General features: G+C 48.2%; 7 protein-coding genes. 6 read left to right on the forward strand and 1 reads right to left on the reverse strand.

Annotated features, from left to right (window positions below; translation table 11 throughout):
- Positions 1–394: 394 nt before the first annotated feature.
- A complete protein-coding gene (locus tag AB0L18_RS17250; protein WP_367388554.1) occupies positions 395–2,662 on the reverse strand; it encodes a CotH kinase family protein in 2,268 nt (755 codons plus the stop codon).
- Positions 2,663–2,835: 173 nt separating this feature from the next.
- Here AB0L18_RS17250 and AB0L18_RS17255 point away from each other — a divergent pair, with 173 nt between their 5' ends.
- From AB0L18_RS17255 to AB0L18_RS17280, 6 genes are all read left to right on the forward strand, one after another.
- The gene (locus AB0L18_RS17255) at positions 2,836–5,610 is read left to right on the forward strand and encodes an ATP-binding protein (RefSeq protein ID WP_367388555.1); all 2,775 of its coding nucleotides are present in this window, start codon (positions 2,836–2,838) and stop codon (positions 5,608–5,610) included.
- A 298-nt stretch (positions 5,611–5,908) separates the two neighbouring features.
- Entirely contained in the window at positions 5,909–7,087 is a 1,179-nt protein-coding gene (locus AB0L18_RS17260; protein ID WP_367388556.1) for a T9SS type A sorting domain-containing protein, read from the forward strand.
- Positions 7,088–7,406: 319 nt separating this feature from the next.
- On the forward strand, positions 7,407–7,892 hold the full coding sequence (locus tag AB0L18_RS17265; RefSeq protein WP_367388557.1) for a MarR family winged helix-turn-helix transcriptional regulator: 486 nt from the start codon (positions 7,407–7,409) through the stop codon (positions 7,890–7,892).
- Positions 7,879–8,940 carry an efflux RND transporter periplasmic adaptor subunit gene (locus AB0L18_RS17270; protein ID WP_367388558.1) on the forward strand — a complete coding sequence of 354 codons (1,062 nt, stop codon included), beginning with the start codon at positions 7,879–7,881 and terminating at the stop codon, positions 8,938–8,940. Before AB0L18_RS17265 ends, AB0L18_RS17270 begins: the two co-directional genes overlap by 14 nt.
- A gap of 4 nt (positions 8,941–8,944) precedes the next feature.
- Entirely contained in the window at positions 8,945–12,019 is a 3,075-nt protein-coding gene (locus AB0L18_RS17275) for an efflux RND transporter permease subunit (protein ID WP_367388559.1), read from the forward strand.
- A 1-nt stretch (position 12,020) separates the two neighbouring features.
- Positions 12,021–13,364 (forward strand): TolC family protein, encoded by a 1,344-nt coding sequence (locus tag AB0L18_RS17280; RefSeq protein ID WP_367388560.1) that lies wholly within the window; start codon positions 12,021–12,023, stop codon positions 13,362–13,364.
- Positions 13,365–13,438: the final 74 nt, after the last annotated feature.

Raw genomic sequence — 13,438 nt, forward strand, 5'->3', positions numbered from 1 at the left:
ACAACGTCTTCATACCCACAAGAATTAAAATGATAACACCTGAAACCAGCAATTGAGGTAGAAATAACCCATTGTTAGCGAGTGACAACCAGATCACAAAAACCAGAAGACCCAGGCTAGCGATTAAAGGAAGAAAAGAAGAATTTACATGCTTGTTCATTGACTTTTGCATTTGCTGAACAGTTTCTAATTAAGAATGATATTATTGCTTAATCACATTGACAGGGCAAAGGTCTGTTTTTTTGATTATAAGTTTTTATCTATACTTTTAATGATTAGTATTTAAATAAGTAATGTTTTTGAGTTGTTTTTTCAAACACAAGTCTTATATATCAACCAAAAAAGGCGACCCATCTTTGGCCGCCTTTTTTGTTCAACTAGGAGATGATCAACATCATTCCACCACCACCTTAGTAACGGCATTTCCAATTTTGATCACATAAAGCCCTGTGGGCCAGTAAGAAACATCTATTTGGGTCTTTTGCCGAATCATGCCTTGGTACACTTTGGTGCCATTGAGGTTGTAGATCAGCACGATTTGCTTGTCCTCTGTTTTTCCGTCAATGCTTAGGGTAAAGCTATCGTTCGCTGGATTAGGATAGACTTTAATCTCTTGCTGCTTGACGAAGGGATCGCTGGTCGAAGTGGTTCCTGTATTTTCAGCGTTGAAGGTGGGGCTCATGGATTGAAAATCACCCGTGCCGTTGGGATAGCGGCCGTAAGAGACGTCTGTCACTTGATTGATGTAGCTTACTTCGTCGACAATAGTACCAGTGGGATCAACGAGTAACACTGCTTCCGCAGCAGCGGATAATTTGAAGTTGGTATGGAGGCCCTCCTGCTCTTCGTCGTCGTCTGCCCAGATGATGAGGTAGCCGTTGCTGGCAATGGAAGTACCCGCAGGGAAGGCCCACTTCATAAGATCATCGGCATCATCCGTTAGGTAATATCCGTCAAGGCTTATTCCTTCGCTGCTGTTGTTGTACAGCTCCACCCAATCATCAAACTCACCATCCTGGTCAGCGGCGGTAATGTCGTTGGAGGCCATAAATTCATTGATCACCAAATCTTCTACCATAGGATCAGAAACGGTGGCCGTCAGGCTGTGGAACTCATGTTCTGCTCTTTGGGGCGAGAAAATACCGGCGTTGTTGTTTTCCGCGTAGAGGTAATATTGAACAAAAGTGTTATTGATCGGCAGCTCCGTAGCGTAGGTACCGTCGTTGGCTGCACCATCATTGTGCAAGCCATCGTCGTACATGGGGATTCGGGTAAATGGAGCACCACGTTCACTGCGATACCCCACAAATACGGCATTCTCATCCGACACAAAAGCAGAAATCGTAACCGGGGTATTAACCACTGGCGTAGGATCAGATACCGTAATGTTGGAAATGGCTGGCGTTGTTTGGTTGAAATCGGCTAAACCCAAAAGGTAGGTTGCTCTACCATCCATCAGGTTGGTGATTCCCGGTGTTGCTCCACCACCAGGGCCGGGGGCACCATTGATGTCGTTGGTCAGGTTGCTGAGAAAGTTGGCGTAGGTGAAAAACTTATTGTTGTCCGCCTGAACTGCCGCGTCGATGGTGTTTTGCAGGGTTTCTGCCGTCGTTACGTACGTACCATTGTCGAAATTTTCCAACAGGATAGTCTTGCAGTGAGCAATATACATCCGTCTGTAAATCGGCACACTCAATAGCTTTTGGACCAGTGGAAAGGCGACGTCGTTTTGATGCAGCAGGTGGCTCATCTGCTGTTTGGCGGTGGTGCTACTAAGGTTACTACTACCCGTACTGGAGAACCGGCCGAAGGATTCGTTCAAGTCCCAGATGACAGGCACAAACTGACCATAATCGGTGCGGTAGAGGTAATAGTTTTGGGCGAAAGCCCCGATGTAGCTATCAAGATTCACCAAAACATTGTTGAACGCCAGCATCCATAGCGCACGATCAACGTCGAGAATTTGCTCAATAGCTCCCAGTTCGTTGGCGAGCGTATCACACAAGTCTATCAGTTCTTGCCAACCGCCATCGGATTTCAACTCGTAGGCATCGTAATAATCAGTACTGTCCTGGCCGAGGTAGCGCAAATTGGGGTAATCGTTGGATTGTGGCCCCGCGCCATCGGGGGGATTGCACTTGAAGAAGGTATTAGTATTGGAATAAAACCGGCTGTTGACAAATTTCTTGGAGATGGATTCCGAGTTGCTGTAAAGTCCAATCAGGTTGCCGTTGACGTACACGTTGGCGTAGTTAGAGAGCGGTGCATCCATGTACTGCCGCAGAATTTGGTAAGACAATACTTCCCGCAGAAAGGAAGGATCTTTGGCAACATTGCTGAGTTTTATGTCCGTATAACCATCGTACTCCTGGTCCTTGTAGGTGTCCAGTTCAATGTGGAAAGGGTTCTTCACTTGGTTGGCGTTGTAGGTACTGTTGCCCTTGTATTTTACGCCTACACTGTCAAAGACTTCTCCATTGATAACCACATTTTGGGCCATGATGTAGCCTCCGCTTCCGGCGTATTCGGCGTCCAGCAATTGATCCCAGTTGCTTTGCGCAAAGGTGATTTCTATGGTTTGGATATTGGCCATGTTATAGAATTCCTGGGCAAAACTGCTGTTGCAGAAGAAAATCAGGAGAGAAAAATAGGAGTACTTCATGTTCTTTATTTACAGAAAAAATCAATCCAGAAAATTGTATTGTTGAGACAGCACAAGATGAGCAATCCTTCGGGGGGAGTTGAAAAATAATAATTGTAAATTTAGAAAATGCTACTTTGTAAGCATTAATTGTTTTCGTGTAATATTTTGGAGTCTGAAACACCTGCTTGTATATGAAAATACCGTTACTTACGCTTTTATTTTTTGGTGCGCTCTTACCGCTGACACAGGGGCAAATTATACAATACACCTATGAAGACGATGAAGAGCAAAACATCTGGTTTGAAGAGGAAATGCGATTTATCGTCGATTCCATCGGGGAGCTTACGATAGCAGATGTTTTGGCCGATTCCAGCTTGGTGTTCGTTGATCCCAAGCAAGTAGAGATGCCCGATACCATCTATTATCTCTGGACAAATGTGGAACTCAGCAATCAAAGTAAGGTGTTTCGTAATGAGTTTTTTGGCACGATTTGGGATATAGATTCGATGTGGACCTACACGACTGTTGGGGATCAGGTAACTAACCTGCAAATCACCGGGGAGGGGGTCTCGATCTGGGACAAGCATTCTCCGTCCGTCTATAATACGACGCCATTAAGTCTCCTCCCCGGAGAAACCAAGACTTTTTGGTTGCGCTTTCGGGTTCGCCTGCCCAGTACCAAACGTTATATTCGTCTTAATCGATTATTTAGCGTAGCATCCATAGCACCCATCAACAAGTTCATTATTGTACCCATTGTCTGGTCGTTTTTCTATTTGGGTTTTATGGTGCTTTTTTGCTTGTTGAGCTTTTATATGTACAGTCTGTTCCGGGATCGTATATTTCTCTATTTTGGGGGACTGATGCTCAGCTTTGGCTGTTTTTTTATGATCATACATAGAGTATCGGATACGTTTTTAATTGATTATTTTCCTCATCAGCGGTATTTGTTTTTGTACTCGGCCATTTCAGGTATCGTTTTTTGCTTCAGTCTTTTTGTTGTCAATTATCTGGATTTATGGCAGCGTTACCGAAGTTATGTTCGCATTGCTTTCATCTATATTATTCTCATGGAGGCTTTTGCTCATTTGGCTCCTTTATTTATAAGTAGAGAGGTCTTGGGGCATTATCATAATCTCATGCTCCTTTTTTGGATTGTCTTGTGTTTTTTTGTGATAGGGATGGCTGCCTGGCGCAAAGAACCAAAAGGAAAGATATTGTTTAGAATGGCCCTGATTCTTATTTTAGCGTCGGGTATCCATATTCTACAGCTAACTAAAACTGGATTATTAGGTAGTTTCTTTAATATTTTTCAGTTGAGCACAATTATCTTTGCCGCTGTCTTATTCTATGATCTGTTTACCCGAATAGATACCATCCGCCGCGAAAAAGACCGTTTTCAGGAACTCGATCAGCTCAAATCCCGCTTTTTTGCGAACATCTCTCATGAATTTCGCACACCGCTGACCTTGATTATGGGGCCACTCAATCAACTAAAAGAGAAGCAGCCCGACCCCGAAGATCGCAAACTGATGGGCCTCATGCACCGCAATGCGGAACGCCTACTGAACTTGATCAACCAAATCCTGGACCTTTCTAAGTTAGAAGCTGGTAAGATGAAGCTGGACTTGCAGCAGGTGAATTTTCCAGCCTTGCTGAAGGGGATCGTCATGTCTTTCGAATCCTTTGCGGAACAGCAAGGTGTGCGGCTGCATTTTGCCAGTGAAGTGGATGAATTGACACTAGCAGTCGACCCTGCTAAGATGGAACAAATCTTCAATAACCTCTTGTCCAATGCTTTTAAATTTACCAAAGTTTCGGAGGAGGTATCAGTACTCCTTACGGTGAAGGAAGAATGGGTAACCGTCTTGGTGAAAGATACCGGGCGAGGTATCCCTGCCGATCAGTTGCCCCATATTTTCAACCGCTTTTTTCAGGCGGATGAGGCGAAAACGGAGGACGTTCCCGGTACCGGAATAGGACTGACTTTGGTCAAAGAGCTGGTCCACCTGCACGGCGGAACCATCGACGTACGAAGTATCGAAAACAAACGAACTTCTTTCCGGCTTCGTTTTCCTGTGGTGAGTAATCCCGCTGGCGAACAAAAAGAAGAGGAGATTTTCATGCGTACATCATCGTCCACATTCACTTTTCCTGACAAGGAGCTTGTTCCTGCTACCGATCATCAACTTCCCTTTTTACCCCTTGATCGCCACAGCAGTAGCACTCCGCTCGTGTTGATCATAGAAGACCATGAAGATGTCCGGTTTTATATTAAGCAGAATCTGCGCCAGCATTATCGCTTACTAGAAGCCGCCGATGGGCAGGATGGTATTGATAAAGCCCTGGAATACCAGCCCGATCTCATCATCAGCGATGTGATGATGCCCAAGAAAAATGGTTACGAAGTCTGCCGCACCTTGAAAAACGATCAGCGAACGAGTCACATTCCACTCATCTTACTAACAGCTAAAGCGGCCCGGGAAGAGAAATTGCACGGACTGGATGAAGGAGCCGATGATTACTTGCTCAAGCCTTTTGATACCGAAGAACTCCAATTACGGGTCCGCAATCTGATCGCCTCCCGCCAACAACTGCGCCAGCAGTTTACCGAGCCCGCCGAACAAGCGGTCATTGACCCTCAAATGAACGCAACCGACCGGGCATTTCTGGAACAAGTATATGCCGTTCTTGATACTCACCTGGACAATGAACAGTTTAGTGTAGACGTGCTCGCTGAGGAAATCGGGATGAGCCGGCGGCACCTTAATCGCAAGCTCAGCGCCCTCACCGACTTGTCGGCCAATCCATTTATTCGAAACTACCGCTTACAAAAAGCACTGCTGATGCTGGAGCGGCAAGAGGGCAATGTATCCGAGGTTGCGCTGGCTACGGGCTTTAGCAGTACTGCCTATTTTGTGAAGTGCTTCCGCGAAAAATTCGGGCAAACGCCGGGGAGCTTGTAGTGCTCTTGCTGGCCTGTTTTTTATAAGAATGTCCCAAAATTGCAACTCCTTTTCTGAAATTTATACAAGTCGTCTTGTTTTTGCTAACGCTCCGCATGGTCTTGCCCCCACCTTTGGGTTAAGCACGGAAAAGTACCGTGTGACACTTTTTTCATCAAAAAGCAAAACCATGCAATTAAGTACAATTACACCAAGTAGTTTGACGGAAATAACTGATTCCATTTTTTCTGGAGGCTTGTCTTTATGCACACGCTTCGTGCAAGTATTCCTAAGCTTAGTGCATAAAGCCAAGCCAAAAATGGGATCAGTTATTTTTGTCCCGTCTATCACCTTATTTTTCCTGGTCGTACTTTGGACGACGGCCGGAGCACAAATTATCCTCACGGCTGAAAACAGTACCCCTCCGGCAGGATATACGGATAGCGTTTATTTTGGGCTCACGGGTGGATTAACGGCCCCCACGGGTGGAGCAGCCCAGGTGTGGGATTATTCCAATGTTGCTTTAGATTTTCCAAGGGTAGTAGAGATCACCGATGAGCGAGACAGTCCTATTTTTACCGAAGCATACAGTGGAACGCCAGGTGTGCTAAGGTTTGTGGGATTTGACGCCGATGCCGTATTTTACGACGCGGCTGACGAGGATGGCTTTTATGCTATCGGGCGACTGATCGCTGAGACGAGCTTCCCACTTACGACGATTACGGGCAACCCTGACGATACCTTCAAGTATTTAGCAGACACCTCTGTCTACGAAGGCCGAGTAAATGAATTAACATTTCCAATGACCTACCAGGACACTTACGAAGGTGCCCGTCTTGAACGGTCGCGTCTCTCGCTAAGCGTTGCGGCCTTTGGACTCACCAATGCGCCAGTTGAAACTCGCCGTTACTACGCCGAAAGTCACTCCGTGATTGGTTATGGCCAGGTGATCATCCCATTAGAGGATCAGAGCCCTTCGCCGCCCATTGATGTACTACTCGTGCAAATAGACCGTTCGTCCATTGACAGTTTCTTTGTGGCAGGGATGGTCGCACCACCTGAGCTAACAGCACCTTTTGGGGTAAGCCAGGGAATGATGGCCACCGATCAGGTATTTGTCTTTTTAACGCCCGGCCTGGAAGCACCCGTAGTGCGGATGAATGTTACTGCTGGTACGGTCGATGATTTTATTTACCGGCCCCGGGCGGCTAATTTGATTTCCAGTACCCGCGAATTGAGCACCGCTCACTTGCGTATCTCCCCTAATCCAGTACCTCGTGGTGGCACCTTGAGGGTCCAACTGGATCAGGAATTTACGGCTGGCTCCATGCGATTGCTGAATCAGCAGGGGCAAATGATCAGCGTTCCTGCGGTAAATAACCAAGGAAAAGAATGCACGGTAGAGATTCCTGCGCAGCTTCCAGCAGGAATTTATTATCTACAAGCTATCGATGCTAACGGCCGACTGATTCCGGCCCAACGGATTGTCGTGCAGTAAAATTGACGTAACTATTTAGTAAACAGGCAGGCTACCATCGGGGGAATGGATAGCTTGCCTGTTCTTTTTTACCCTTCACCAATGGCGGACAAGGTTTTGTTCACTTTTTTCTTGCAAGTCCGCTACCTTGAATCTCCTGTCCGACTGGCCGGCGAGGTCTACAGTATAGAGAACTCGCGCCTATCCACATCTCCATTAACATCACCATAAGGGGCATTCACAGATAAGCAAACCTCGTTCGTAGCGGCAATGGAACAAATTTCGGTAATTCGTGTTTCGCTACAATAGTTTGCAGTGTAAACTATTTCAATCTCAACTTTTGACAGATCATAATAGTAATATTCTTCCTTTCGGTAAAGTCTTCAGTGAATTAGCGAAAGCTTATGCTGATCACTTTACTGCTCAATTAAAGGATTTGCCACTGAAGCGATATTACTACGCTTTGGTGGTCATTGAATCCTATCAGGGAGATATTAACCAAACCCTGTTGGGAGAAGAGCTTTACATGGACAAAGCGTCTATAGTAAGAATGCTAGACTACCTAGAAGCAGAAAAGTGTATTCGACGTGTTCAGAATCCACAAGATCGGCGGGCCCATTTGCTGGAACTAAGCCCCAAGGCAAAGGCCATGATTCCAGCGATCAAAAAAGCTTTAAAGCAGAGTAATGTTGTTTGTTTGGAAGAGGCAAGAGCTTTGGGAATCAGTAATATAGAGCTTGCACTAGAACAGATGTACCATGCCTTACAATCAGGAGGTGATACTAAATTTCAAATTCATTTCGTACCGAATAATGAGGACAATTAATTATTTACTACTCGGCTTTACCATGCTGGTATTGGGAAGTTGCAAGGAAGAAGCGGCAGCGATTGGCAATGGTGCAACACCTGCTAAAGTGATGCAAGCTGATTACGTTGTGCTGGAGGCCCGCCCGATTGCTAATAAAATTAGCCTCACGGGAACGCTGATGGCCGGTGAATCTGCCATGCTCAGTGCCCAAACATCGGGCTTGATTACCAGCATCCATTTTCAGGAAGGAGAACGTGTAACCAAGGGGCAAATGCTCGTCAAGCTAGACGATCGGCAGTGGGTTGCACAACGGCAAAAGTTAGCGGCCCAACTCCAAACCGCCAAGACCAACCTGACCCGGCAAGAGGAACTCCTCAAAATCAAAGGCGTCAGCCAGGCCGAAGTAGACAATGCTGCCCTACAGGTAGCCACCATCGAAGCAGACCAGCAGGAGCTGGAGGTAATGATCGACTACGCACTCATCCGTGCCCCTTTTAGTGGGCAGATAGGCCTGCGTTCTGTGAGTCCTGGTGCGTATCTGCAAGTGGGTGCACCCGTGGCCCGGCTGGTGCAGCTTGACCCGCTGAAGCTGGAATTCAATGTGCCTGAGCGCTACGCTCCCCAAATAAAAAAAGGCCAGGCCGTACGTTTTACCGTAGCTGGCCAGGATGTTTCCTACGAAGGGACGGTCTACGCGAGCGAGCCCGTCATCAATGAATCCACCCGTGCGCTGCGCATCCGTGCTCGGGTGCCCAACCGGGAGGGTAAGCTCATTGCAGGGGCTTTCGCCGAAGTGAACCTGACTTTAGACAGTATTCCCGATGCGTTACTGCTACCTACCGAGGCGGTAATTCCTCAGTTGGATGATCAGATTGTCTACCAGATTTCAGGGGGGACGATCAGGGCCGTGAAAGTCAAGCCAGGGGTACGCCTGCCCCGTTTGCTACAAATTCAGGAAGGACTGAGTAGCGGCGATACGGTGATGGTCGCAGGCCTCTTACAGGCAGAAGACGGCATGAAAGTGGCGGCAGGAAAAGAAATCGTGGTCGAAAAAATGGATAACTAAGCTTATGAATCTCTCCTCGTTAAGTATCCAGCGCCCGGTGCTGGCCATGGTGTTTACCATCGTCATCCTCCTTTTTGGAGCCATCGGGTTTAGCTACCTCGGTATCCGGGAATACCCCAGTGTGGATCCGCCGATCGTTACGGTGACGACCAATTACACGGGCTCCAGTGCGGATATTATGGAGTCGCAGATCACCGAACCACTTGAAGAAGAAATCAATAGCGTCAGCGGCATTAATACCATGAGTTCTACCAGTGCCGATGGTCGTAGTACGATACGGGTAGAATTTGACCTGGGCGTCAACATGGACAATGCGGCCAACGATATTCGCGACAAGGTCTCACAAGCCATCCGTAGTTTGCCGCCAGATGCTGATCCTCCGATCGTGCAGAAAAGTGACGCTGATGCGCAAACGATTTTTGCCCTGACGGTACAGAGTGGCAAACGTAGTTTGCTAGAGCTTTCTGATATTGGTCTCAATATGTTCAAAGAGCGCTTGCAGACCATCAGCGGTGTCAGCGAAATCAATATCTGGGGCGACAAACGCTACGCCATGCGCCTCGCCTTGGACCCCGATCGGCTGGCAGCTTTTGAACTTACCCCCTTGGATGTGCGCAATGCCTTGCAATCGCAAAATGTCGAACTACCCAGTGGCCGTATTGAAGGTTACCGCACGGAATTGACCATCCGTACCTTTGGTCGTTTGTCGACCGAGGAGGAATTCAATGATCTGCTTATCGCAAAACGGGGGAATACCTTGATTCGCCTCAAAGACGTAGGGCAAGCCCGCCTCAGCCCACAGAACGAACGCAGCCTTCTGCGCGGTAACGGCGGCATTCCGATGATCGGTATTGCCATCCAACCCCAGCCCGGCTCCAACTACATTGAAATTGTTGATGAAGTCAAACGCCGGGTAGAACAAATCAAAAAAGACCTACCCGAAGATATCGAACTCGGGGTAGCCCTGGATACCACCATCAGCATCCGTCGCGCTATTGAAGAAGTGCAGCAGACCGTTTTCATCGCCTTCGGACTGGTGGTACTGGTGATCTTTTTCTTCTTAAGGAATTGGCGCACAACACTGATCCCGGTATTGGCGATCCCCATTTCTTTGATTGGTGCCTTTTTCGTGATGTACATCGCCGATTTTTCGATCAATATTCTTACGCTGCTGGGCGTAGTTCTCGCTACCGGATTGGTGGTGGATGATGCCATTGTGGTGATGGAAAACATTTACGCCAAGGTAGAAAAGGGCGAGGACAGGGTACAGGCTGCCTTTTCTGGTTCGCGAGAAATATTCTTTGCGGTCATTTCTACCACCATTACCTTGGTTGCGGTGTTTCTGCCGGTAATTTTCCTTCAGGGGGTCACCGGACGCCTCTTCCGTGAGTTTGGTGTAGTGGTGGTAGGTAGTGTGATCATTTCTTCCTTTGTGAGTTTGAGCCTGACTCCGATGATGTGTTCGCGGATTTTGAAAAAAGGTCGCCCCAAGAGCAAGTTGAGCAATTGGATTGGCGATGGCCTGAAAGGTTTGGGCAATCGGTACGAAAGCTCGCTACAGGGCTTTATGAATCACAAATGGCTTTCTTTTGTAATTATTCTGGCTTCGGTGGCCATGGTTTTCGGGATAGGACGTTTACTCCCTTCCGAGTTGGCACCGCTGGAAGACAAGGGCCGTTTGCGCATTTTTTCCACCGCACCGGAGGGGACATCTTACGAGATGATGGATGAGTACATCAAGCAGATTGTGGATATGACGGATACCTTGCCGGAAAAGGAATCCTTACTCTCCGTAACGGCTCCCGGGTTTGGCTCTTCCAACAGTATCAACAGCGGCTTTGTACGGCTGACCTTGTACCCCTCGTCGCAGCGCGAAAAGAGCCAAATGCAGTTGGCCAGCGAACTAAGTGCGAAAATGCGGGAGTATAATTTCGCACGCTCATTTGTGATCCAGGAACAAACCATTCAAGTGGGTGGTGGAGGCCGTGGGCTGCCCGTTCAGTTTGTCGTGCAGGCGCCGACCATTAAGGAGCTGAAAGAAATCATCCCGGCGTTCATGGCCCGGGCCAGTGAAAGTCCGGTTTTCGATGCGGTGGACCTTGATTTGAAATTCAATAAACCGGAACTGACCGTAGAGATTGATCGTAACAAGGCTCGTGAAATGGGCGTACAGGTGGCGGATATTGCTCAAACCTTACAGTTGCTCTACAGCGGACAGCGCTTTGGATATTTTGTTAAAGATGGCAAACAATATTTCGTCATTGGTGAAGCGATCCGTTCAGCGCGTGATGAACCTTCTGATATTGGGAAAATTACGGTCCGTAACGATCTGGGAGAACCCGTGCAGTTGGATAATTTGGTAAAAACCAGTTTTGCCAGCAGCCCTCCGCAGTTGTATCGCTATAATCGGTTTGCGGCAGCTACCTTCTCGGCGGCACCTAAGGATGGCATTACTATAGGGCAAGGCATAGAGGAAATGGAGGCTATTGCTAAGGATTTACTGGATGAGACCTATTCGACCAGCCTGGCCGGCACCTCCAAAGAATTTAGTGAAAGCTCGGGAAGTTTGGTTTTTGCCTTTTTATTGGCCTTGATTTTGGTTTACCTGGCTTTGTCTGGGCAATTTGAAAGTTTCCGCGATCCTTTTACCATCATGCTGACAGTGCCACTGGCCATCGGTGGGGCAATCCTGGCTTTGTGGTTGTTTGGCCATACCCTCAATATTTTTAGCCAGATCGGGATGATTGTCCTTGTAGGCATTGTAACCAAAAATGGTATCCTCATTGTAGAGTTTGCCAACCAGCGCCGCCAGGACGGATTGGGCATCGAAGCGGCAGCGGTAGACGCGGCGGCTCAACGTTTTCGCCCTATCCTCATGACCAGTATGGCTACCATTCTGGGGGCGATGCCTATTGCGCTCGCTTTGGGTGGTGGTTCTACCAGCCGCATCCCAATGGGGGTCGCCATCATTGGTGGACTGGTGTTTTCGCTGGTACTGACCCTTTATGTGATTCCGGTACTTTATACGATCATAACCAGTAAGAAAGACAAGACTTTGCTGGAAGACAAAACGGTATAGTATGTATAACTTTAGGAGGTTACTAATCGCCATGGTTTTCTTCGCTGCTATTGCTTGTCCTACGAAAGGGCAAGCCCAGGCCGAGCAAGGCGAAATTCAGTTGAGCTTGGCCCAACTCATTGAGCGCGCTTTACAGGAAAACTACCAAATCCGCATCGTTCGCAATACCGAACTGATTACCGCCAACAACAATACGCGGGGCAATGCCGGTATGCTACCGGAAGTGAATATTACTGCCCAGCGCCGTACTTCCATCAACAATTCTCAGCAGCAATTTTTTACGGGAGATTCCCAGCAAGCCAACAACGCCAAGAGTACGGCGACTTCCGCCAATCTGGAAGCCAGCTGGGTGGTTTTTGATGGTCTGGCGATGTTTGCCCGCAAGGATCAACTTGCCCAGCTTCAGCAGTTGAGTAAAGCCGACACCCGGTTCTTTATGGAACAAACGGTCGCGGATCTGGCCAGCACTTACTATCAGCTACAGCAAGAAAATCAGCTGCTTGCTGCCTTTCGGGAATCGCTGGATGTTTCACAGGAACGCCTGGATTTTACGGAACGATCTTATGAGCTGGGGAATTCCAATATGCTCGATGTACAACTCGCTCGTGTAGACTGTAATACCGACAGTGCGCTGATCGTCAATCAATTGGCGCAAATTCAGGAGCTGACCATCGCTATCAATCGCCTGATCAACCGCGACCTGGTAGCCCCCATTCAAACTACTGACAGCATCCAGCTCAACCCCAGCCTCGAACTACCCACGCTGGCGGCAAGTGCCCGTGCCAACAATGCCTCTCTCAACCAACAACAACTGGCTGAGCTTATTGCCATCAGCGAAGTAGATATCCGCAAGGGAGCCTTATTTCCCGAAGTGGAGCTGTACAGCAGCTTTGGCTTTAATCGGCAGGCCAATGAGGTTGGTTTCCTGCAATCCAACCGTAGCTTTGGCCCAGAGTATGGCATCCGCGTCCGCTTCAACCTCTTCACTGGTGGTCGCGAAGAAGTCCAACGCCAGAACAGCCTCATCCAGGTGCAAACCGAACAACTCCGCACCGAAGACCTGATCCTGGAGACGGAAGCCGCATTGCAAGTAGCCTACGCCCGTTGGCAGAGCCGAGTTCGTCAGACCGAACTGGAGCAGCAGAGCCTCGCAGCGGCGCAAGAAGCCCTCTTCATCGCCCAACGCCAATACGAACTCGGTGCTTTGACCAATGTAGATTTTCGCCTCATCCAGCTCAATGTTGTCAATGCCAATACCCGCTTTTTGCAGGCTCAATTGTTGGCCAAACAACGCGAGTTGGAGCTGCTGAGATTGAGTGGGCGATTGTTGGAGGGGGGGTGGTGAAAATCCTGAGCCTTGAAGCTCCCACTAAAAGTCGGAAGAGGGTCCCAAGGTGTCGGGAGGAAGTTGGAAATAAG

The organism is Lewinella sp. LCG006 (genome assembly GCF_040784935.1).
In the GTDB taxonomy this organism is placed as follows: Bacteria; Bacteroidota; Bacteroidia; order Chitinophagales; family Saprospiraceae; genus Lewinella.